This is a genomic window from Bacillus haynesii, assembly GCF_001969855.1.
GTDB classification, from domain to species: domain Bacteria; phylum Bacillota; class Bacilli; order Bacillales; family Bacillaceae; genus Bacillus; species Bacillus haynesii.
In genome coordinates, this window is the sequence record NZ_MRBL01000005.1 from 66,913 (window position 1) to 91,215 (window position 24,303).

Annotated in this window: 17 protein-coding genes and 1 pseudogene; all 18 read right to left on the reverse strand. The window is 47.7% G+C overall.

Annotated features, from left to right (window positions below):
- Positions 1-15: 15 nt before the first annotated feature.
- Positions 16-294: a DUF503 domain-containing protein gene (locus BTA31_RS04975; protein WP_020451433.1), complete on the reverse strand. Its 279-nt coding sequence runs from the start codon at positions 292-294 to the stop codon at positions 16-18.
- Positions 291-2,444 carry a translation initiation factor IF-2 gene (gene infB / locus BTA31_RS04980; RefSeq protein ID WP_076789448.1) on the reverse strand — a complete coding sequence of 718 codons (2,154 nt, stop codon included), beginning with the start codon at positions 2,442-2,444 and terminating at the stop codon, positions 291-293. The genes BTA31_RS04975 and infB overlap by 4 nt, the downstream gene beginning before the upstream one ends.
- A gap of 19 nt (positions 2,445-2,463) precedes the next feature.
- Positions 2,464-2,766, reverse strand: coding sequence for a YlxQ family RNA-binding protein (locus tag BTA31_RS04985; protein ID WP_020451431.1), 303 nt, complete (start codon positions 2,764-2,766; stop codon positions 2,464-2,466).
- Complete coding sequence (rnpM, locus tag BTA31_RS04990; RefSeq protein WP_026587006.1) at positions 2,767-3,042, reverse strand: RNase P modulator RnpM; 276 nt, start codon at positions 3,040-3,042, stop codon at positions 2,767-2,769.
- A 13-nt stretch (positions 3,043-3,055) separates the two neighbouring features.
- Positions 3,056-4,174, reverse strand: coding sequence for a transcription termination factor NusA (gene nusA / locus BTA31_RS04995; RefSeq protein ID WP_076789451.1), 1,119 nt, complete (start codon positions 4,172-4,174; stop codon positions 3,056-3,058).
- 31 nt (positions 4,175-4,205) lie between these two features.
- Complete coding sequence (gene rimP / locus BTA31_RS05000; protein ID WP_043926402.1) at positions 4,206-4,679, reverse strand: ribosome maturation factor RimP; 474 nt, start codon at positions 4,677-4,679, stop codon at positions 4,206-4,208.
- A 192-nt stretch (positions 4,680-4,871) separates the two neighbouring features.
- Positions 4,872-6,060, reverse strand: a pseudogene (locus BTA31_RS05005) (glycoside hydrolase 5 family protein).
- Between the two features lie 64 nt (positions 6,061-6,124).
- The gene (locus tag BTA31_RS05010; protein ID WP_076789454.1) at positions 6,125-7,807 is read right to left on the reverse strand and encodes a cellulase family glycosylhydrolase; all 1,683 of its coding nucleotides are present in this window, start codon (positions 7,805-7,807) and stop codon (positions 6,125-6,127) included.
- A gap of 140 nt (positions 7,808-7,947) precedes the next feature.
- Positions 7,948-10,062 (reverse strand): glycoside hydrolase family 48 protein, encoded by a 2,115-nt coding sequence (locus BTA31_RS05015; RefSeq protein ID WP_076789458.1) that lies wholly within the window; start codon positions 10,060-10,062, stop codon positions 7,948-7,950.
- A 60-nt stretch (positions 10,063-10,122) separates the two neighbouring features.
- Positions 10,123-12,084, reverse strand: a complete 1,962-nt coding sequence (locus BTA31_RS05020; protein WP_076789461.1) for a glycoside hydrolase family 9 protein — start codon at positions 12,082-12,084, stop codon at positions 10,123-10,125.
- Positions 12,085-12,487: 403 nt separating this feature from the next.
- Complete coding sequence (locus BTA31_RS05025; protein WP_076789464.1) at positions 12,488-16,804, reverse strand: PolC-type DNA polymerase III; 4,317 nt, start codon at positions 16,802-16,804, stop codon at positions 12,488-12,490.
- 87 nt (positions 16,805-16,891) lie between these two features.
- On the reverse strand, positions 16,892-18,610 hold the full coding sequence (locus BTA31_RS05030) for a proline--tRNA ligase (protein WP_076789468.1): 1,719 nt from the start codon (positions 18,608-18,610) through the stop codon (positions 16,892-16,894).
- Between the two features lie 107 nt (positions 18,611-18,717).
- Positions 18,718-19,983, reverse strand: coding sequence for an RIP metalloprotease RseP (gene rseP / locus BTA31_RS05035; RefSeq protein WP_094777405.1), 1,266 nt, complete (start codon positions 19,981-19,983; stop codon positions 18,718-18,720).
- 6 nt (positions 19,984-19,989) lie between these two features.
- Positions 19,990-21,141 carry a 1-deoxy-D-xylulose-5-phosphate reductoisomerase gene (gene dxr, locus BTA31_RS05040; protein ID WP_076789470.1) on the reverse strand — a complete coding sequence of 384 codons (1,152 nt, stop codon included), beginning with the start codon at positions 21,139-21,141 and terminating at the stop codon, positions 19,990-19,992.
- 46 nt (positions 21,142-21,187) lie between these two features.
- Positions 21,188-21,991 carry a phosphatidate cytidylyltransferase gene (locus BTA31_RS05045; protein WP_076789474.1) on the reverse strand — a complete coding sequence of 268 codons (804 nt, stop codon included), beginning with the start codon at positions 21,989-21,991 and terminating at the stop codon, positions 21,188-21,190.
- A gap of 12 nt (positions 21,992-22,003) precedes the next feature.
- On the reverse strand, positions 22,004-22,786 hold the full coding sequence (locus BTA31_RS05050; RefSeq protein ID WP_020451418.1) for an isoprenyl transferase: 783 nt from the start codon (positions 22,784-22,786) through the stop codon (positions 22,004-22,006).
- A 129-nt stretch (positions 22,787-22,915) separates the two neighbouring features.
- Positions 22,916-23,458 carry a ribosome recycling factor gene (gene frr, locus BTA31_RS05055; protein ID WP_278192773.1) on the reverse strand — a complete coding sequence of 181 codons (543 nt, stop codon included), beginning with the start codon at positions 23,456-23,458 and terminating at the stop codon, positions 22,916-22,918.
- A 16-nt stretch (positions 23,459-23,474) separates the two neighbouring features.
- A complete protein-coding gene (gene pyrH / locus BTA31_RS05060; RefSeq protein ID WP_043926392.1) occupies positions 23,475-24,197 on the reverse strand; it encodes a UMP kinase in 723 nt (240 codons plus the stop codon).
- Positions 24,198-24,303 lie beyond the last annotated feature (106 nt).

The following is a 24,303-nucleotide window of genomic DNA, read 5'->3' on the forward strand; positions in this document are numbered from 1 at the left end:
CATACCACCTCTACGTTAAAACCACTCTGTTCTCGTGATCGTCCGTTCAATTTCCGGAAAAGAGTCGATAAAGCTTAGAACCCGCTGCAGCTCTTTTTCCGTTTGCACGCGAGAGGAAGAAACGGCGGCAATACCAAAGCTTGTGCGCTGCCATGTGTCCTGGTAGTCAATTTCTGAAACAGAAACGTTGAACTTGGCGCGGATTCTTGTGATCACCCGCTTCAGCACCGCCCGTTTTTCCTTGAGTGATGATGCATCGTAAATGATGCATTCGCATTCAACGAAACCGATCACTTTCTTTCAATTTCTTGCATAACATACGCTTCGATCATATCGCCTTCGCGTATGTCGTTGTATTTCTTAATGGTGATACCACATTCATATCCTTGTGAAACTTCTTTCACGTCATCTTTAAAGCGTTTCAGCACATCGACTTCCCCTTCATAGATGACGACGCCGTCGCGGATCAAGCGGATTCCGCTGTCACGTGTGATCGTACCTTCCGTTACATAGCCTCCGGCAATCGTTCCGATTTTAGAGACTTTGAATGTTTGACGGACTTCAACCATGCCGATCACTTTTTCTTCATACTCAGGATCAAGCATGCCTTTCATGGCTGCTTCGATCTCATCAATGACTTTATAAATGATGCGATGAAGGCGGATATCCACATTTTCGGCTTCAGCGGTACTCTTAGCATTTCCGTCAGGTCTGACATTAAACCCGATCACGATTGCATTTGATGCAGAAGCTAAAATAATGTCTGATTCGGTAATCGCACCTACGCCTGTGTGGATGATTTTGACTCTGACGCCTTCGACCTCAATTTTTTGCAGTGCTGCAACGAGAGCTTCAGCAGAACCTTGAACATCGGCTTTGACGACAAGGTTAATGTCTTTGACGTCGCCTTGTTTAATCTGTTCAAACAAGTCATCAAGGCTGAGCTTCGCTTTATCGCTGCGCTGTTCTTCAAGCTGTTTGGTAGCGCGCGCTTCGCCGACTGAACGGGCTGTTTTTTCGTCTTTGAACACAAGGAACTGATCCCCTGCGTTCGGAACTTCGTTCAACCCGGTGATTTCAACAGGTGTTGACGGTCCCGCCGATTTAACGCGTCTGCCGATATCATTGACCATCGCGCGAACGCGGCCGAATGTGTTCCCGACGACGATCGGATCTCCGACGTGAAGCGTTCCGTTTTGAACGAGCAATGTTGCGACAGAACCTTTTCCTTTATCAAGCTCGGCTTCGATGACCGTTCCTTTTGCCCTGCGGTTCGGATTTGCTTTGAGCTCCTCGACCTCGCTGACAAGCAGGATCATTTCGATCAGCTCATCGATTCCCTCTCCTGACAGTGCGGAAAGAGGAACGAAAATCGTCTCGCCTCCCCATGCTTCAGGAACAAGACCGTGCTCTGTCAGCTCCTGCATCACCCGGTCAGGGTTTGCCGTCGGTTTGTCGATTTTGTTGACAGCGACGATGATCGGCACTTCAGCCGCTTTCGCATGGTTGATCGCTTCGACCGTCTGCGGCATAACCCCGTCATCTGCAGCTACGACGAGAATCGTAATATCCGTAACTTCCGCACCGCGTGCGCGCATCGTTGTAAATGCGGCGTGGCCCGGAGTGTCAAGGAAGGTGATCTTCTTGCCGTTTTCCTCGATCTGATAAGCGCCAATGTGTTGTGTGATGCCTCCGGCTTCGCCTTCGACGACCTTCGTTTTTCTGATGCTGTCGAGAAGCGTTGTTTTTCCGTGGTCGACGTGACCCATGATCGTTACGACAGGAGGGCGGATTTCGAGGTCTTTTTCGTTATCCGGCTCTTCGTATTTTTCGAATTCGGTTTCTTCATGGACGATCACTTCTTCGACGTCGACGCCGTATTCTGAAGCGATCAGCTCCACGGTATCTTTGTCAAGATCTTGGTTGATCGTTGCCATAGTGCCGAGAAGCATTAATTTTTTAATGATTTCTGACGGTTCTTTTCCGAGCTCTTCTGCAAGCTGTCCGACCGACATTGAGTTGGTGAATTCGATTTTTTCAGGCAGCTCTTTTTTCGGCTTGAACTGCTTCTCCTGCGGAGATTGATGATTTTTACCGCGTTTGTTCTTTTTGTTATTGTTGTTGTTTTTCTTCTTGTTTTTATTGTTAAATTGAGTATTCTGCACGTTATTCTTCTTTCCGTCTCGATTTTTGTTTGGCTTACTTCCGGCATTTTGTTTTGCGGCTTCTTGCTGCGGCTTTTGTCCGCCTGTACCGGCATCCTTTTTATTTCCCGCAGGCTTAGCGCCCTTCTTGAATTTTTGATCGAGCTGTTTGATCGCATTTTCTTCGATCATCGCCATATGGTTATTGACTTCGATATTCATATCTTTCAATGCCGCGATAATATCCTTACTTGAAACATTTATGGCTTTTGCATATTCATAAACTCTCATTTTAGCCATTCGTTCACCCCCAAAAAAATTAATCGAGCTTTCGGAGCAACGTATTCGCAAAACCTTGATCAGTGACAGCAACAACCACACGGGATTCTTTGCCGATTGAACGGCCCAAAAGCATACGATCTCCGACTTTTTTTACCGGTACATCGTAGTGCCTGCATTTGTCGGTTACTTTTTTCTCCGTGTTAGCCGATGCGTCGTCTGCAAGCAAAACAAGCTTTGCGCGTGAATGCCTGATTTCTTTCACAACCAGGTCTTCTCCGGACACGACCTTTCGAGCTCGATTCGCCAGACCCAGCAAGGAAAACCATTCTGATTCCGACATTTATCTGTTCTCCTTTTCCGCCAGTTCCAGCAGTTCATCAAAAATCTGATCATCAATCTGTGCTTGAAGCTGATTTGCTAAGCTGTTTTTCTTTTTTGCAGTTAAAATGACGTCTTTATCAAGTGTAAGGTAGGCTCCCCGGCCGTTCTTCTTGCCGGTCGGGTCTACGGAAACTTCCCCTTCCTTGGAACGGACGACGCGGATGAGCTCCTTTTTAGGCTTCATTTCCCCTGTTACGACGCATTTTCTAAGCGGGATCTTCTTTCGGCTATTCACCAAAGGTCACCTCTTATTCATCCGATTCTGGAGTTTCGCTTTCCAAGAAAAGCTCTTCCGGCTCCTCTTCTTCAAGCTCCCTTGGATAAATTCCAAGCTCTCTTGCATCTGTTTCGCTTTTAATATCGATCTTCCAGCTTGTCAGCTTGGCTGCCAGGCGGGCATTTTGGCCTCTTTTTCCGATGGCGAGCGACAGCTGGTAGTCAGGAACGACAACTGTTGTCGCCTTATCCTCTTCATTGACGATGACGTCGAGCACTTTTGAAGGGCTCAGCGCATTGGCGACGAATTCAACCGGGTCGTTTGACCAGTGAACAATATCAATTTTCTCGCCTTTCAATTCATTGACGATCGCCTGGACGCGCTGACCCTTCGGTCCGACGCAGGCGCCGACGGGATCGATGTCGGGATTATCCGTGCGGACGGAAATCTTCGAGCGGTCTCCCGCTTCTCGCGCCACAGATTTGAGCTCGACCGTTCCATCGTAAATTTCCGGGACTTCGATTTCAAAGAGACGTTTTAATAAACCTGGATGAGTTCTTGAAACGTAAATCTGCGGACCCTTCGTCGTTTTTTCGACTTTTGTAATGAACACTTTGATCCGGTCATGAGGCTTGTAGACTTCATTCGGCATCTGTTCTGAAACCGGCAGAAGCGCCTCGATTTTTCCTAAAGAGACATAGATGAACTTATTATCGATCCGCTGGACGATACCTGTCATGATATCTTCTTCGCGATCGATGAATTCAGAATAGATGACGCCGCGCTCCGCTTCACGGACGCGTTGGGTCACGACCTGCTTTGCCGTCTGGGCAGCGATGCGGCCGAAATCCTTCGGCGTCACTTCGATTTCCACAACATCCCCGACAATGTAGTTCGGATTGATGTTTACGGCATCTTCAATCGAGATTTCAAGGCGCGGATCATACACTTCATCCACGACATCTTTGCGGGCGAAAACGCGGATTGAACCGGTGTCGCGATTTAAATCTACCCTGACGTTCTGCGCCTGGTTGAAGTTCCGCTTATAAGCGGAAATGAGCGCAGCTTCAATTGCTTCAATAATAATGTCCTTACTGATTCCCTTTTCTTTTTCAAGAACAGTCAGGGCATCAAACAACTCACTACTCATGTTTATGGTTTCCCCCTTAAACAGTCAAAAATTAATTGAACGAAACAGCCAGCCTCGCTTTGGCTACTTTATCATATGGAATATTGATCGTTTTCCGGCGCGTTTTGATCATCACCGCGACCTCCACGTTTTCACCGTCAAATGCGGAAAGCTCGCCTTCAAACTCTTTATTGCCTTCAATAGGTTCGTACGTTTTAATATATACGTTTTTTCCGAGCGCTTTCATGAAATCGGCTGCTTTCTTTAAAGGCCTCTCAGCTCCCGGGGACGATACTTCAAGAAAATAGTTTTGCTTGATCGGATCAGCCTCGTCGAGCTTTTCACTAAGAGCTTCGCTAACCTTGGCACATTCCTCGATGTCTACGCCGTCATCTGAATCAATAAACACGCGAAGAAACCAGCTTTGACCTTCCTTGACAAATTCGATGTCAACGAGTTCAAGCTGAAGATTGTCTAGTATAGGCTGGACCATTTCGCTGACGGTATCGATCACTTTGTTACTCATACTTTTCCTCCTTGTGCAGGGTCCCATTCATCAGCTCCCTCGTAAAAACCCTGCTTCAAAAGCAGGGGATTTAGAAAAAACGATGAACATGTCGAGACAAAATTGCCTGTTCAATACAAAAGAGCGGGTTTCCCCACTCTTCGCCTCGGCTATCGTTAGCATTTCCAATAAAACTATACCATAACCATATTTTTATTGCAAATCATGACAGCGTTCAGTCTGAAGCATTTCGGAAGCGGATGATTTTTCATTCATCCGCTTCGCATGTTCTGAAATGACAGAAGCGGCAGAACTCGGATAAACGATCCGAAAACCGTCATCGTCCGGATAGAGTGTCTCGTCATCCTGAATGCCGGTCAAAATTCAAAATTGGCTGCCCGCCCCGCCCTGCTTTTCTCATGAGTTCACGCCATGTTCTGTAGACGTCGTCCCTTCTGGATTTATCCTGATAGCTGTACTCTTCTAAAACGACCGGTTTGCCGATTTCTTTTCCATCGCAAATATGGTCTGTGATCCACTGGTTCCCCCATTCGGGCGTTTTGCCCCAATGATCCGGATAGAGGTGAAATGTGCCGTAATCAATATGCATAAGAGCGGTCAGCCTTTTCCAATCCACACCTTCTCCGCCGCTGTAATGCCAATCAGGGTGCCCTTCTGTATGATAAAATCCTTCATCTCCAACCGCCACAAGATGGTGCTGATCAATGGATTTAATAAATTCGCTCATCTCATCTGCCCATTCGACAAGTGTATTTCCGGTCCTGTCAGACTGGACCCTCGGTTCATTGGCAAGCTCCCATGCCATAATCGCGGGATCATCTTTATATTTGACGCCATTATAAGTGTTGACTCGGTTCAGCATATAGGATACATAGTTCTTATCCGCCTCTTTGATGTCCGGATGAGTGTAAAACGCGTCATGTCCATCGGCCTGAAACCACCTGACATATTGATTCATTCCGCCAAAATCATCCCAGTTGTTCACATATGGAATGACAAGTTTTATCCCTGACTGTCCCGCTTTATAAATGGCATAGTCAAGCTTGGAAAAGCCTGATTCATCATCCATGCCCGGCCTTGGCTGCATGACGGTATTTTCCTGCGGCTGGCCGTCAAGAAATCCCTAGATGCGGATCACTTTCAAATTCATCGCTTTCATATCTTCGAACACATCATCGACCATTTTTTTAGATTTATAGTGAAAATAATAGTTATTCGTCCCGGCAAAATAAAAGTCTTTTCCATTTAAAGTGAACGATGTTCCGGCTGTCTCAACAAAAGGAGACGCGGCTAGTGCCGGCCGGGGATTGCCAAACTGGATAGCGGAGAGGGCAAACAAAAACGGCATCAGCAATGGCAATAAACCCTTTTTCGTCATCATTATGTTTTCCCTGCTTTCATAAAGAGGATGCATGGACGGCGTCATTGAGAGGATAGCCGGCAGTTCAAGGCGTGACTTTCACCTTCACGACCGTTTCGACGCCTTTCGGCCACAGTTCAAATGTAAAGGTGGAATCGCTTTTCAAATACTTTAAAACCCGCTCTCTCAAATACAAATCCCCGTCTTTTTCGTAAAAATCTTCGTCATAGTTCAAGTAGGGCGTCCATGACCATACTTCTTCAAGAACCGGCCTTCCGGTAGAGTCGACGACTCCTTTAACCGTAGCCAGCTTCGTTCCGTTCAATGACGCAGGGATTTTGAGATCACCGCTAATTGCCGATTGACTGATGGTGAATTCGCTTTTTTCAAGCTTCGGATCATCATAAAGGATGATATCCATAACCTGGCTGGCTCCTTTATGAAACGTAAAAGTGAGCTGTGCTTTTGCCCCCGGCTGCTCAGACCCGTTCATCAGCTTTGCCAAACAGGATGCTTTTATAGAGACCGTTTTTCCGGCATTGCCGACTGTATAATCGCTGCCTTCCTTTAATTGTGCTGATTTCTGATAGATGCCTGTCAGCGTATTGCCGTTCAGCTGAATGTCCACCGTCTGATCGCTGATGCTTTGACCTTTTTTGATAAAAAGATCTGCCGGTTTGATGATCGCATTAGGAACGCCGCGTCCCGCCTGAATGACAATGTCTTTTACAACAGGATCGCGCCACTGTCTCACAGTCCGGTCAAACTGGTCATTCCCATTGTCCCACCACATCGGGATCATTTGATATTTGTGGGCAAGGCGGACAAACGTATTGTGATAGAGCCGCTTTGAATGATTTTCATTGGCGCCGAGGGTACCATATTCACCGATAATAACCGGGTATCCTTTTTTTACAAATTTTTCATAAACAGGTCTGATGTCCTGCTCCATCTCGGAGATTTCGGCCATTGACCCCCAAGTCGTCCGACCCCACCAGTTTGATACATAATCCCAAGGAGAATAGTAGTGATATGTGAGGACAATCCGGTCATCATCAGGCGGTTCAAATGAATGAAGCAATTCATCTTTGTTATCTTCAAGCCCTCCGACGATCACAAGCCGCTGGCTGTTTTTGACGCCGGTCGAACGGATGGTGTTCAGCATCTCTCGGTTTAGCAGATTCATTTGATATGCGCTCATTCCGGTCGGTTCATTGACGATTTCAAACAGGAGGCGTTCACTTTTGTTTTTAAAGCGCTCGGCAATCTGCTTCCAGACTTTCCCCAGCTTATCTAATGTCTCTTGCTGGCTGTTTCCCATGCGGCTGATCCATAGCCAAGAATCGTGGTGAATATTTAACACGACGTAAAATTCTCTTTCCAAAGCCCAATCTGTCACTTCTTCCACCCGGTTCATCCAAGCGGTGTCGATCGGATACCCGGGAGCGCTGCCGATGTGGGAATCCCATGTCACCGGAATCCGGACGCTTTTAAACCCCGCATCGCGAATATCATCAAAAGTATGCTCGCGAACCGGCGGATTGTTCCAAGAGCCTTCTGTCGGAACGGCATCCAGCGTGTTGCCAAGGTTCCATCCAGGGCTCATGTTTTCCAAAAGATCAGTCGGGGGGATGCTGCTCTGCTTCGCTTGCTTTGCTGGCCCGCTCGTTCCCGAAGCTTTCGGAACTGCGGATAAAAGAACGGTTCCTATGATCAAAACGAACAGAATGATCGACTTTAAACATAAGGCTAACCATTTTTCTCTCAAACTTTTGATCTCCTTTTTAGATAATCGTGCAAAACGCTCGCTAAAATCCTAAAGTCTGCCTTTAAAAAAAGAAGGCGGCTGAACGCCGCCTTTGCTCCAACGGTCGAGCGCATCTCAATCTTACAATCTCCTATTGATTGTTATGCATTTCCGATTAAACGGTCATACTCAGCATAGGCTGTCGCCATATCGACCTGAGACCAGAAACGGTGATAGATGAAAACGGGTGCGCCGTTTTCCCATTTGCCCGTATTCGGATTCCACGATGTCTGATATTTGTTTTCCAAATAAGGCCACATCGGATCGTTTTTAATTTTCGGCCGGAGCTCCGCATGACTGATATAGACGCCGTTACCGCCTTTTGCCGGATCAGACGGCACGGTGTTGGGGCCAGGGATGGTATTGCCCTGCCCGTTTCTGCCGCTCCAACCATTCGGAAAGTAGATTTCCTTCGTAAAGTAGCGGATATAATCTTCATGTTCTTCCTCTGCTGCGATACCGATTCCGTCATTTTTACTCCATGCTGCATCAAGCAGTTCTTTTGCCAGATTTTTGGCTTTGTTTCCAAGAGCGGTAAAGCCGCCGGTTTCGGCTTTTGTTCCGGCTGCAAAGAAGACAAGCGTTTTAATATAGCTGCCGAGAACGCCGACATCTTGAGAAGGATTCTTCGTCGTGACATGCAGTCCCGGATTTCCGGTAAATGAATCAAACCCCTTCCACGGATCAGGCTGGCCGCTCCATTCAAGGTTTGCCGGAATCCAAAACTCGCCTGGGTCGGATTGTACGGCGATCTGCGGGTTTTGGCCGCCAAGGACGCGTTCTCCCGCATCATTTAAATAATAACCTTCTTCATCAGTAACCGGCCGTTCGCCCACAAACACATAATCAAGTGAATATGCGATCCATTTTTCAATCACATGCTTTGCCATTTGGAAGTTTTCAGACGATTTGTCACCTTTCTCCGCGAAAATATAATACAGTTCCGCCACCCTTTCCAGCGGCCAGACTTGCATCCCGAACCAATTGTTAGAAGGCGGATCGTGATATACAGGCGCTTCTGTGTAGGCCATTCCGTAAAATGTGCTGACATTCTGCGGATATGCGCTGTAGCTGCCGTTCCAGCTGTTCGTGGCGCCGCCGGCAACAGCCCCTTCTGACGAAAGCAGCCATGTGTAAAGTTCTAGCTGCCTTTTCAGCGCCTTTTCCCAATCGCTTCGCGCTGTGGATGAATTTGGAATCAATCCGCCTTCAGCCGTTGACAGTGCATAAGAGGCAACAGGGTTTTGATAACCTTGATGCATATGGCTCGCACCGATCCGCCACGCCCAGTTTGCATACTGTCCCAATCCGCCTCCCCAAGCGGTGTACCACGCCATTAAATAATGACATGCATTTTTCCCAGTACCGCGGGAAGGCGAGCCGTCAGCAGCACTTCCAATCTCTTGGAAGTATTTATCATACATGCCGTAACGGAGAAAGTCCCCCATTTTTTTAGCTTTTTCTAAATATTTAGTATTGCTGTAGCCCCATTGTCTGGCCCAGTACATCGCCTGAACGGCGCGCGCATCGGCATCTGTTGCATTGGTGTAGCGCCACTGCGGGGCAGGAGCCTGATTTTCTTTTGTAAACAGACTCATAAATCCTTCATTCGGTTTTCCAAACGTCTGATTATCCTGAGAGGGGTGCGGAACCGTTTCCCAAACAGACTCCTGTTCACCGCGCTGGTAAGTGTTGACATAAACAGCGGTGTGCGATGGGTTCAGCAGGTTCCCGAATCCATACCAGTTGTCGACGTCAAGCAGCCAGTGCATTAAATACGTTTCATTGCTTCCGTATGTGGATCTAAGCTCTCCGTCAAGCGGATCGTTTCCGGCCGGATATTGTCCGGTCAGAGCCGAAGGATAAAGATCAGGGTAGCGGTGTTCTGCGGCATATGTGGCAGGGCTTGAGGGGTTATAGTAGCTCATCGTAGGCTGTTCTTCGTTTCCATCGCCTTCATTGACCGGGATGATATATTTCTCCATATTGTCCCAGGCGGTTTCTAGCTTTGACCAGTCCTGTGTGTAGCGGCCATACATCGCTTCAAGCCACAGCCAATAGCTGTATGCTTCAGATGTTGTCATATGGCCGTAATCAGGCGCTTCGCATATGAGCGTTTCAACCGAGTGATAAGGAATGCCTTCAGGCGAAAAATAGCCGTTTTGCGGATTTTTAATTTGCTCATACAATTGCATAAAGCGTGTTTTATTGTCCATGATGCGTCCTCCTTTTGAAGCTTCATACTTCCGTTTCATATGATTGAATCCGGGCGTTTTTTAGCCGGGCTCATTTCCGAAAACAAGCCGGCCATCATCATATACAGGCATATACCAGGTTTTTGCCAGCTTTTGTGACAGTCCCTGGTAGGAGTGGTCATTTTCCGGATTCCAAAAAGACGTCCCCGCTGGAGCCGATAGGCGGAACTGGACTTCTTTTTTATGGGCGGATTGACCGCCGGGGTATATCATAACCCCGCTGAAGCTGACCTCCGTATAGTAAATATGTTTGCCGATGTGATGTGGCTTCAGCTGGGACGCCGACGCCCCTTCGTTGTATCCGATTGAGACCTTTATATCTTCAGAAGAAAATCCGGCATTCGCCGCTTCAGTCAGGTCAACGTAATAGCGGAAAGACAGCTTATCAGTTTTCTTTGCCGGCCATCCTGACCGGTTATTGAGCTGCACTCTAATTTCTGTGTAGTTGTTTCCCGAGCTGTTAATGGATGCCTCTGCAAAAAATTCATCTTCTGGTGTTTCCTTTTCGGGAAAATGAGGCAGCGGTGATTGCCCCGCACCGTACAGTTGAAACATTTTCGCTACATTGCCGGTAAAAGCAGCGTTGTAATCGATTGCAACTTCGTTTGACACATAATCATTTGTTTCGTCACGGTACGAATCATCCCTTCCCGGTCCGCCTACTAACGCGCCGTAGAGGGTATGGCGGTGATTTTCAGGCACATTCATATGATCGGCCCATGAACCGTGGGCGGTGCGGTGATGCGGATGCTTCGGCGGGTTTGTTCCGTATCCGACGATAAAGCTGCGCTGTTGCGGATTATCTCCGAGCATATAGTTCATTTGCTGAACTGCAAAATCCCGATACCTTTTTGCTTTGCCGGCATCTTTTACCCAATCTGAATAAACAAAGGCGAGAAAAGTGGCGTTTGAAGCATAGCGCAGCGATCCCCACTGCTCAAGCCATGCCAGCCCGCCTGGTGTATAAGTGATCCGCTCTGTGCTTCCATTATTTTTATAGCCTGTCGACCAATAATCAAGATTGCGTTCGACAGATGCGGTAAAACGGGAATCGTTCGTCAGACGAGCGAGCAGCAGCTGTGCTCCGTAAGTGACGTCATCCCAGGAAAGCGTCCAGCGGTAAGGCCAGTTTGCGGGATCGCCCCAATCTGAGACCGAAGCAAGCGCTTTATCCAAATATTTTTGATCGCCGGTTGCCAAGTAGAGCCAGACAGCTCCCCATGTCAGTTCATCTTTATATCCGCTCCACGAATTATAATATTGCTGCGCGTCTGTAATGCAGTCTGAATATTTGCCGCGGTAGCGGTCGGCAAAATCATACAATTCCTTGGCATGGGCCAATAGTTTATTTGAATAAGAAGCATCTGTCGGCTTGAAGATGATTGATGCAGAAGCTAGGGCTGCTGCTGTACCGCCGGCAAGGTCTGACCCAGGACAGGCTGCATCTATCTTATAGGCCGGCCGCTTCATAGGCATCACTTCGGCCGGGCCCCACCAGGCATGATCTTGGGCCCCATTGCCGACTTGGCCCCAAAACTCATAACGACCTGTATGCGCTTTAATAAAATAGTCTGTCGCCCATCTGATATTGTCTAATATCGCATCAAGCTGTCCTGCCGCTTCATAGGCATCGCGGTACTCATAGACAGACCACGACAGAACGGCCGCAGAATAAGCCATTGGAAGGCCGAACTTCACGTGATCTCCGGCATCATACCATCCGCCTGTCAAATCATGGCCGACATCTTTTCCATCCTCAAGAGCAGAGTCCCCTCTCCAATTCAGACGGCTGCTTTCCGGAAGCTTTCCGGAGCGCTGTGCCTCATAGAAAAGAATTGATTTTTGCAGCAATTCCGCATAATTTTGGCTCTCTTTCGCAGATGCAATGTCCGCCTTGCCGGAAGCCGGCATGAACAACATTGCAAACGCAAGCAGCAAAACAAAGAAAAACGCTTTCATTTTTAAAAAAGCTTTCTCTTTCAACTGACTCCTTCCTCCTCATTTTGTTTTCCTTCAAAACAGCCGATGCTTACATGACACTCACCTCCTTTTAGTGAGGGACAAATGGTGTCTGCGGTAAGTGGAGAAGAGCTTGATTGAATTTTTTTGAAATTTGAGGATGCGCTGCGGATTCATCTATTTCGGGTAAACATGCAGGTTCAGTGTTGTCCGGAGGAATGAAAAACTTTGTTTGTTTAATCAAGAAACTAACTTCCGTTTACTAAAAAGCAGGTTTCTTATAGAATCGATATCATTTTGAAAATATTAACATTAATGTATTTTTATTGTCAATCGATCTAACAATCTTTATTGCCGTAATATTCGTATCTCTCAATGAGCGCCAGGTTACAAACAAAAAAGAGACTGCCGAAAAAGTCGGCAGCCTTTAAAATAAAGAAAGCTGGTTCTGATCTGGAAGCGACTCGAGACAGCCGTGGCGCTCCAAGTATTCCATGATCGTTTTTGACACCTTGCCTCTTTTTTGTAAATCTTCTTTGGAAAGAAATTCGCCTTCTTCCCTTGCTTTGACAATATTCAAAGCGGCGTTTGTTCCAAGCCCCGGTATTGAATTAAACGGCGGAATCAAGCTGTTTCCGTCAATGATGAATTCGGAAGCGCTCGATCTGTATAAGTCGACTTTTTGGAAAGAGAAGCCCCTTTCGCACATTTCAAGCGCCAGCTCAAGCACTGTGAGCAAACTTTTCTCTTTCGGAGAAGCGTCAAGGCCTTTAGAGTTGATGTCATCCATGACGGCTCTGATCGCTGTCGACCCTTTGATCATCGTTTCGATATCAAAGTCATCGGCCCGCACCGTAAAGTATGCTGCGTAGTAGAGCAGCGGATGATGGACTTTAAAATAAGCGATTCTGACCGCCATTAAAACATATGCCGCAGCGTGGGCTTTCGGGAACATGTATTTGATTTTTTTACAGGAATCGATATACCAGTCCGGAACATTATTATTCTTCATTTCTTCTTCCCACTCAGGTGTTAGTCCCTTCCCTTTACGGACAAATTCCATAATCTTAAAGGCGAGGGATGGCTCTAGCCCCTGGTAGATTAAGTACACCATAATGTCATCTCGACAGCCGATCACTTCGCTCAGTTCACAAATATTGTTGTGAATCAGCTCCTGCGCGTTGCCGAGCCATACGTCCGTACCGTGTGACAATCCGGAAATCTGAACGAGCTCGGAAAATGTCGTCGGCTTGGTGTCTTCGAGCATCTGTCTGACAAAGCGGGTTCCGAATTCAGGGATGCCAAGCGTTCCGGTTTTACAGCCGATCTGCTCCTCGGTTACCCCTAAAGATTCTGTCCCTTGGAAAATTTTCATCACTTCAGGATCATCGGTCGGAATCGTCTTCGGATCAATCCCGCTCAGATCCTGGAGCATACGGATGACCGTCGGATCATCGTGTCCGAGAATATCCAGCTTCAGCAGGTTGTCATGGATGGAATGGAAGTCAAAGTGCGTCGTCTTCCATTCGGAATCGGTGGCATCCGCCGGAAACTGGATTGGTGAAAAGTCGTAAATATCCATGTAATCAGGCACAACGATGATTCCGCCCGGGTGCTGCCCTGTCGTCCGCTTGACGCCTGTACAGCCTTGGACAAGGCGGTCGATTTCCGCCCCGCGCATATGCAAATTGTTATCGTTAGCATACCCTTTGACATACCCGTAAGCCGTTTTTTCGGCGACTGTGCCGATCGTTCCCGCACGGTAGACGTTATCCTCCCCGAACAGGACTTTCGTATAGTTGTGGGCGTGCGGCTGATATTCGCCTGAGAAGTTCAAGTCGATATCAGGAACCTTGTCCCCTTTAAACCCCAGAAACGTCTCGAACGGAATGTCGTGGCCGTCTTTTCTGTAGGCCGCTCCGCACTTCGGACAGTCCTTGTCAGGCAAATCAAATCCCGAACCGACAGATCCATCGTTGAAAAACTCGGAATGCCGGCAATCCGGACAGACGTAATGCGGCGGCAGCGGGTTGACCTCGGTAATTTCCGTCAATGTTGCGACAAGGGAAGAACCGACAGATCCCCTTGAACCGACGAGATAGCCGTCATCAAGGGAGCGTTTTACAAGCTTATGAGAGATCAGATAGATGACGGCGAATCCATGGCCGATAATGCTTTTCAGCTCTTTTTCGATCCGCTTTTCGACGATTTCCGGAAGGTCGTCGCCGTAAATGCTTTTTGCTTTCTCATAGCTCATGCGGCGGATTTCGTCATCTGCGCCTTCAATCTTCGGTGTGTAAAGATCGTCTTTGATCGGCTTGATTTCTTCGATTCGCTCGCTGATCAAGCGGGTGTTCTTGACAACGATTTCTTTCGCTTTTTCCTCACCCAAAAATGAAAAGGCCTCTAGCATTTCATCCGTCGAACGGAAATGAACGTTCGGCAGCTCGTGCCTGTTGAGCGGATTGGCGCCGCCTTGTGAGGAAACTAGAATCTTCCGGTAAATTTTGTCCTCAGGGTTCAGGTAATGGACATTTCCTGTTGCTACTACTGGAATATTCAGCTTTTCGCCAAGCTTTGTGATGTTGGCGATGATTTCTTTTAACGCTTTTTCATCCCTGACGAGTTCAAGCTGGAGCAGGTGCCGGTAGACTTCAGGCGGCATGACTTCAAGATAGTCATAAAATGAAGCGATGTCTTCGACTTCTTCCGGCGATTTCTGCATCATGCCTTCGAATACTTCGCCTTTGTCGCACGCCGAACCGATTAAAAGTCCTTCTCTGTACTTTTCAAGCTGTGACCTTGGGATCCTTGGCACCCTGTAAAAATAATGGATATGTGAAAGCGACACGAGTTTGAAAAGGTTTTTCAAGCCTGTCTCATTGACTGCCAAAAGGGTCGCGTGATATGGCCTTGAACGCTGATAGGCATTGGACTGCCCCATATTTTCATTCAGCTGATCGTGGTACAGGATATTTTTTTCGGCCGCGTCTTTCAGCATTTTCACAAGGAGATAGCCCGTCGCTTCGGTATCATAAATCGCCCTGTGGTGCTGGGTGAGCTCGATGTCAAACTTTTTACAAAGCGTATTCAGCCTGTGGTTTTTGAATTCCGGATAAAGAAAACGGCCCAGCTCAAGTGTGTCAATGACCGGGTTCTGCACTTTCTCCGAATTCAGCAGACGCTTGTAGGCAACATTGATGAAGCCGATGTCAAAGCTTGCATTGTGAGCGACAAGCGTGTGATCTCCGACCCATTCTTTAAAATCTCGGATGACCTCTTCGGCTTCAGGCGCATCTTTCAGCATATCATCTGTAATCCCCGTCAGCTCGATGATCGTAGCCGATAAAGGGCGATGCGGGTTCGCAAACCTTTCAAAGCGTTCGATGATTTCCCCGCCTTTTATTTTTACGGCGGCCAGCTCGATGATCGTATCATAGACGGCCGACAGCCCCGTCGTCTCGACGTCGAACACGACATATGTTTCCTCTTCAAGCAGACGGTGTACGGGATTGTAGGCAATCGGCACGCCGTCGTCGACGAGGTTGGCTTCAAGTCCGTAGATCATTTTCACGCCATGCTTTTTGCTTGCCGCGAATGCATCAGGAAACGATTGGACAACAGCGTGGTCAGTGAGCGCGATAGCTGGATGCCCCCATTTTTTCGCTTGTTCGACAAGCTTGCCGATGCTTGATACGGCATCCATCTGGCTCATCGGTGAATGGAGGTGGAGCTCGACTCGTTTTTCGTCCTCTGGCGCTGTATCCTCACGGGTTTTCGCTTTGATTTCATTGACATCGTTGGCGATCATCACTAAATCGCGGACGAACGTATCGTTTTGTATGCTTCCTCTCGCCTTTACCCACATCCCTTTTTTCAGGGACTTCATCAAAACAGCGTCCTCTTTTTCACGCGCGAACATTTTGACGAGAATGCTGTTTGTATAGTCAGTTATTTTAAAGATACAAAGCGTTCTCCCGCTTTTCAGCTCTCTTGTTTCAGCGTCGAAGACATAGCCTTGCACCGTAATTCTCCGCTCTTCATCCATGATGCTGTCAAGCGTTCTGATCTCTTCAGAGTCTTTAATCTGGTAGCCGATCTGAAGAGGGCCTGTCGGCGCTTCATCGTCTTGGGCTTCCTTATCCTGCTTTTCCATTTCGATTAAAGCCTGAAGGGCTCTCTCTTGATCTTCGGCCATTTTTTGCTCTCTGAATTTCTGAATCTCTTGATCTGAGACAAAAATTTCTGTGTCAAGCTGGAGCTCAGGAAAACCGAATGTGCAGTAGTTTGACTGTATGAGCGAGCTGTATTTCTTTTTTAAAGCGGATGCTTCTGTATCTGTTTTCGTTTTAAGCAGGATTTTGTTTCCCGTCAGCTTGGGCTTTTGGTCGTTCAAAAGCGTCAAAATCGGCGGAGAAATACCATCGAGTTCTTGGATGCAGCGCGTCCAGTAATCCTGAACAAGCTGCTCATCAACCGAAGGGTTTTCCGCCTCGATGGAACAGGTGACCTGGGCGATATGGGAAAAGGTGCGGGTCAGCTGGCTGTGAAACCGTTCGAAGATTTGATAAGGCAGCACATTTTTCAATTTAAAGTGAAAGTGCCATGTCTTCTTGTTTTTATGAACGGTCAGCTTTATGATTTGTCCGCCTTCAAGATGGCGGATCATCGTATCTTCCGTTACATTCAGCTGCTGCAGAAGAATTTGAAACTGTCTTCTGTTGACAGAAAGCTGGTCTTCCAAGACAGATTCCTCCCTAAAAGAAAATCATAATTGAAGGTACCTTGGGACGATTCCCGAGGTACCTTCCTTTACTCTAGTTTAACATGTTTAAGAGTGAGAAGATAAGCTCTTGACCTGTTTTTCGATAAAGTCCGGAAGCTCATCAGCAGCGATTTCAAAGGATTCTCCGGTTTTGCGGATCTTCACTTCAACAACGCCTTCATCAGCTCTCTTTCCGACCGTGATGCGGATCGGCAGACCGATCAAATCGGAATCTGCAAATTTAACGCCGGCCCGTTCGGCACGGTCATCAAACAGTACGTCATAGCCGTTTGCTTTAAAATCTTCATACAGCTTTTCAGCAAGCTGAACCTGCGTGTCATTTTTCATGTTGAGCGCGAGGATGTGCAGGTCATATGGCGTCACTTCCAGCGGCCAGATCAAGCCTTTATCGTCATGATGCTGCTCAACGATGGCCGAAAGCGTCCGAGAAATCCCGATTCCATAGCAGCCCATCAGCATCGGCTGAGCGCGTCCGTTTTCATCAAGGTATGTTGCATCCATCGCTTCAGAATAGCGGGTGCCGAGCTTAAAGACTTGTCCGACTTCGATTCCTTTTGCAAAACGGATCGTTCCGTTTCCATCCGGTGAAGGGTCTCCTTCCTGGATCAAGCGGAGATCGGCGAATGTCACATTGTGCGCATCCCGGCTGATATTCACGTTTTGATAATGGTAATCTGTTTTATTCGCTCCTGCTGCTGCGTTTGCCATCGCCTTCACAGCAAAGTCTGCAAAGATTTCGATTTCGCGGTCGAGCCCCACCGGTCCGACAAAACCGGGTTCAGTACCTGTTATCTCTGCAACCTCTTCGGCGCTCGCGAATTCGATCGTTTCTGCTTGAAGCAGGTTTTTCACCTTAATATCGTTGACTTCATGATCCCCTCTCGTCAATACGAGGACAAAACGCCCGTCTGCTTTCATCAGCATTGATTTCATGCAGTCTGACGGGGATATGCCAAGAAAGGCGGCAACCTCTTCGATCGTTTTGACCGAAGGTGTGTGGACTTCCTGCAGCTCTTTCATTTCTGCCTGCCCGCCGGCACCGGTTTCCTTCACTTCAGCCATTTCGATGTTGGCAGCGTATGAAGACTGATCAGAGTACGCAATTGTATCTTCACCGACATCTGACAATGCCATAAATTCATGGGTATCCTTTCCGCCCATCGCGCCTGAATCTGCAATGACCGGTCTGAAATTCAGGCCGCAGCGCGTAAACACATTCGTATACGCCTGGTACATATCATTGTACGTTTCATCAAGGCTTTCAGCGGAGGAATGGAAGGAATACGCATCCTTCATGATGAATTCGCGGCCTCTCAATAGACCGAAGCGCGGGCGCTTTTCATCGCGGAATTTCGATTGGATCTGGTAAAGGGTCAGCGGAAGGCGCTTGTACGATTTCACTTCATCTCTGACGATGCTTGTGATGACCTCTTCGTGTGTCGCACCAAGGGCAAATTCACGGCCGTTGCGGTCTTTCAGCCTCATGAGCTCAGGACCGTACGTGTACCACCTTCCCGATTCCTGCCAAGTTTCCGCCTGCTGGAGCGCCGGCATCAGCATTTCGACGGCATTGATTTTCTCCATTTCTTCGCGGACAATACTCTGGATTTTATGAATGACTTTATTGGCAAGAGGCATATAGCTGTATACGCCGCTTGTGTTTTGTCTGATAAACCCTGCTCTGAGAAGAAGCTGATGGCTTTTCGCTTCAGCATCAGCCGGCACTTCGCGGAGCGTAGGAATTAAAGTCCTGCTCTGTCTCATTCGTTCGCACCTCATTTGTTTCAGTTGGTTACTTTTGAGTCGGGAACGGTGTCCCTAAAAAAGAGCCTTTTAAAAGGCTTGGCTGCACTTAAAAAAGGCAATTAGTTTTACAGAAATAAGCGCTGGATATCGTTCCATGTGACGACAAGCATTAAGAGCATCAAAAATGCGACGCCGATAAAGACGACAAACGCTTCTTTCTCGCGGTTGATCGGCTTTCCGCGGATCGCTTCAATAAACAGGAACAACAGTCTTCCGCCGTCCAGCGCAGGGATTGGCAGAAGGTTGACGATCCCGAGGTTGATGCTTAAAAATGCGGCCAGCTTCAGCAGGTTGATAACGCCTGTCTTAGCCACTTGGTCTGTCATGTCATAGATACCGACAGGACCGGCCAACATGTCGATCGAGAACTGTCCCGTGACGAGCATTCCGAGATTGGTCACGATGCTCTGCGCAACTGTCGCCGTTTCGGTCGCACCGTAGGAAATCGATGTCAGGATTCCTGTTTTCACCGGGTTGTAAGCGCCGAATCTGCCGACGGTTTCATCCCCTGCTTTGACTGCTTCAGGGGTTACGTATTTCGTCAGCTTGACATTGTCGCGCATCACAACGATTTTCATTTCTTTTTCAGGGTGTTCCCTGACTGTGTTGACAATATCCGTCCACGATCTCATGTTCTCGCCGTTGATCGTTTGAATGCGGTCTCCTTCCTGGAGCCCTGCTTCCGTCGCCCGTCCGTTGTCTATCAACTTGCCGAGCACCGGCTCGTCAGACGGCACTCCCTGCATCAGTCCGAGCATCACGAGAATGACATAAGCCAAAATAAAGTTCATAATCGGGCCGGCCGCAATCGCTTTTATGCGCTGCCAAACCGTTTTTGAATGGAATTGGCGGTTGTAAGGGGCGATCTGGACTTCTTCCCCGTCTACGATGAAAAAGGACGTTTCACTGACAGAAAATGAAGAGAGATGATCTTCATTGCCGTGTTCATAGCCCGTAATCCTCATCTGGTGCTCCAGGTCAGCCTGCTCGACTTCGATGACCAATGCGTCAGGATACTTTTCTTTTTGGTTGATAATGATCTTTTCGACTTTGTTTTCGCTGTCGAACAAGAGCCCGACCGTATAACCGGGCTTCACTTCAATCATCTCAGGATCTTCGCCGGCCATTCTGACAAATCCGCCGATCGGAAGAAGCCTGATCGTATAAACGGTCTCATTTTTCTTAAACGAAAAGATTTTCGGACCGAAGCCGATAGCAAACTCCCGGCACAGTATTCCGGCTCTTTGAGCAAGGATGAGATGACCAAGCTCATGGAAAAATACGAGCGTTCCAAAAATAAGAATAAACGCGATCACAGTATTCACGAACATACCACCTTATGTGAGTAATGTTTGGACAAACTTTCTGGCGTCTTTGTCCACTTCACGGATCTCTTGAAGGCTCGGCTTTGCGATCACCTGATGGCGTTCCAAAGCTTTTTCGATGATGTCTTCAATTCCGAGAAAGGAAATCCTGCCCGAAAGAAATGCCGCAACGGCTTCCTCGTTGGCCGCGTTTAAAACAGTCGGCATTGTACCGCCTATTTTACCTGATTCATAAGCAAATTGTAAGCAGCGGAACCTTTCAAAATCAGCTTGGGCAAAATTCAGCTGTCCGACTTCCCAAAGTTCGAGGGATTTGGCTTCATCGAACGGGAGGCGTTCCGGATAGCTGAGCGCATATTGAATCGGCACTCTCATATCAGGTGTGCCAAGCTGGGCGATGACGCTCCGGTCGTGGAATTCCACCATTGAATGAATAATGCTTTCTTTGTGAAGGAGGACATCGATCTGGTCATAAGGCAGATCAAACAGCCAGTGCGCTTCAATGACCTCGAGCCCTTTATTCATCATTGTAGCCGAATCGACCGTGATTTTTGCACCCATCGACCAATTTGGGTGATTGAGGGCTTCTTCCACTGTGACGCCTTCAAGTTCCTGTCTTGTTCTGTCCCTGAAGCTGCCGCCTGAAGCTGTGACGATCAGCCGTTTGATATGCTTCGGATTTTCCCCCTGAAGGGCCTGAAAAATCGCGGAATGTTCGCTGTCGACGGGCAGCAGCGGGACATCGTATTTTTGGGCGTGTTCTTTCACTATATGACCGGCTGTCACGAGAGTTTCCTTATTTGCAAGCGCAATTGTTTTTTTATGCTCCATCGCCTTTAAAGTCGGAAGAAGGCCGACGCTGCCGACGAGAGCGTTGACGACGATATCCGCTTCCGGGATAACGGCCGCTTCGATTAAAGCTTCCTCGCCGATCCCTGTTTTAAAGGTGTAGGAGAAAGAATGCTGTTTTAATGTTTCATATGTATGCTCATCCCCGACGCCTACATACTTCGGTTTAAATGTTTCAATGATTTCTGCCGCTTTTTCGGCGTTCTTACCGAAAGTCATGGCGGTCAGCCGAAACTTATCATCATGCGCTTTGATCACATCAAGCGTCTGTTCTCCTATGGAGCCTGTCGCCCCCAATAGACATATGTTCTTCAAAATTGCCGCACCTCTGTTTCTTTCTAGCTATCAGTACCCTTTTCTATCATAGCCCGAACGGCTGAAAAAGAACAAGCAGGAAGTAGAGAACCGGCATGACAAATAAAAAGCTGTCAAAGCGGTCCAGCATTCCGCCGTGTCCCGGGAGAATCCGGCCCGAGTCTTTCACTTGGTAATGTCTTTTGAACGCAGACTCGGCCAAATCGCCGATCTGACCGACGATTGATAAAAGCACGGTAATGATCAGCACAAACAGATAAGCGTGCGGAAAACCTGTGGCAGTCTGATAAATCGCGGAAAAAACGACCGCTGTCAAAATTCCGCCCCAAAAGCCTTCTACCGTTTTGTTAGGGCTGATTTCAGGCCAGAGCTTCCGCTTTCCAAACGCCTTTCCGATAAAATAAGCGCCGGAATCTGTTGACCAGACAACGCCGATCGCAAAAAAGACATAGCTGAGTCCGATGTTTCTGATTTCAATAAAGTAATAAAACCCGAATCCGATATAAACTGCTGCCAGCGCCACGAATGCCGCTTCGTCAAAAGTAAACGAGTTTTTGCTGAGCACCGTATATGCCAAAAGCAAAAGGACGGCCAAAAAGACGACCTCCCCCTTGGTTATACCCAGCCCCGCGTTTTCCGCGTATTGGCTTGGATACAGCAAAACCGCCAAAAGCAGCAGGCTGATGATACCCGGAGCGCTGATAAGCTTCAGGCCTTTCATTCTTAAAAGTTCAAATAGAGCGAGTATACCTATTGCATAAACTAGCAGGGTGAACGGCAGCTCGCCGAAAATCACGAGCGGCAGAAAAACCGCTGCCGCGATCACACCCGTCAATATTCTCTGTTTCATCTGCACCATCCTCTAAATTCCGCCAAACCTTCTCCCGCGACGCTGATATTCTCCGATAGCCTGAAGCAAGTGAACGTCTTTAAAATCAGGCCACAATACATCGGTAAATAAAAATTCGCTGTAGGCAAGCTGCCAAAGCATGAAGTTGCTCAACCTGATCTCGCCGCTTGTGCGAATCAGCAAATCAGGGTCCTGCAAAGCTTCTGTCATTAAATAATCGGAAAATAGCTTTTCATCGATTTCCTCGGTATTCAATGTGCCTTTTTTCGCTTCTTCGGCGATTCTCTTTGCGGCTCTGACGATTTCTGCACGTCCCCCGTAATTCAATGCAAAATTAAGAATAAGTCCATCATTGTTCTCCGTATCACGGATGGCTTTTTCAACCGCGCGGATCGTGTGGGGCGGCAGTCCTTCCCTATCGCCTGTCAAGCGGACCCGGACATTTTCTTCGACCAGCTCCGGGAGATACGTTCCCAGAAACTCTTCAGGCAGCTTCATCAGAAAGTCAACCTCAAACTTTGGACGCTTCCAATTTTCCGTCGAAAAGGCATACAGCGTCAACGCTTTGACACCGAGCTCATTGGCAAGCTTTGTCGTCTGTCTGACCACCTTCATGCCTTCGTGATGACCCGCAATGCGGGGCATCGCCCGTTTCTTTGCCCAACGGCCGTTTCCGTCCATAATAATGGCGATATGTTCAGGAATTTCTCCTTTTAAAATATTTTCTTTTGTGTAACATTCCATGTTGGAAGCAGCTGAATGCTGATTCTTCCAATTTTTGAGTATATTGAGCATGAGAGTCCTCCATCACCCAAAAGGTTGCTTTCCTGTTATATCATTCTAGATAACAACAGTATTAACAAAAAAACCCCCTGTAAACATGAGAGGGTCTTTTCACTATTATCTATTGTACAGAGTTTTTCATTAAACTTCCATGATTTCTTTCTCTTTATCTTTTGTGATCTCATCAATTTTTGACACATATTCATCTGTCAGCTTTTGTACGTCTTCCGTTGAAGAGCGCAATTCATCCTCAGTCATTTCACCATTTTTCTCTAGTTTTTTCAGATCATCATTCGCATCGCGGCGGATGTTGCGGACCGCGACTTTAGCATCTTCCGAATATTTTTTCACGAGCTTGGCAAGCTCTTTTCTGCGCTCCTCAGTTAGAGGAGGGATCGTGATCCGGATGATATTGCCGTCGTTTGACGGAGTTACGCCGAGGTCGGCTTTTTGAATCGCTTTTTCGATATCGCCGAGCGCCGTTTTGTCATATGGTGTGATGACGAGCATGCGCGCTTCAGGAGCAGTAATGGACGCAATCTGGTTTAAAGGCGTCTGCGCTCCGTAGTACTCAACTGTCACTTTGTCCAGCAAAGACGGATTTGCACGTCCTGCACGGACAGTGGCCAATTCGCGCTGATAAGCGCCTATCGCTTTTTCCATCCGTTCTTTTGTTTCATTCATCACTTGAGTTGACACGTTATTTCCCCCTTACGATTGTACCGATTTGTTCGCCTAAAACGGCTTTTTTAATATTTCCTTCTTCCATAATAGAAAAGACGATCAGCGGGATATCGTTATCCATGCAAAGTGAAGAAGCGGTAGAATCCATGACAGCCAAACCGTCTTTTAACACATCGAGATAAGACAATTGTTCATATTTTACGGCTGTTTCGTCAGTTCTAGGATCGGCATTGTATACACCGTCGACATTATTTTTGGCCATTAAGATGACATCGGCTTCGATTTCAGCCGCTCTGAGCGCTGCTGTCGTATCCGTTGAGAAGTATGGATTGCCTGTACCGGCAGCGAAGATGACGACGCGCTTCTTTTCAAGATGGCGAATCGCTTTTCTTCTTATGTATGGCTCAGCGACCTGCCGCATTTCAATGGATGTCTGAACTCTTGACTGAATCCCGAGCGTTTCAAGGCTGTCTTGCAGCGCAAGGGAATTCATGACCGTTGCAAGCATTCCCATGTAGTCCGCAGTTGCGCGGTCCATTCCGAGATCGCTGCCCGTTTTTCCGCGCCACAGGTTGCCGCCGCCGACGACGACCGCCACTTCAACATCAAGCTCGGCGATTTCTTTCACCTGTTTGGCGATGGACTGGATCACGGTCGGGTTGATGCCGTTTCCCTGTTCACCCGCAAGGGCTTCTCCGCTAAGCTTTAATACGATACGATTATACTTTGGTTTTTCCATAATAACCTCCAAGTGCATGCTTGCCGTTATTTATTATGCAAGAGAAAAAAAGGTTTGTAAACTGTTTTAAAAATAGGGACACAAATTGTGTCCCCTATTCTCCTTG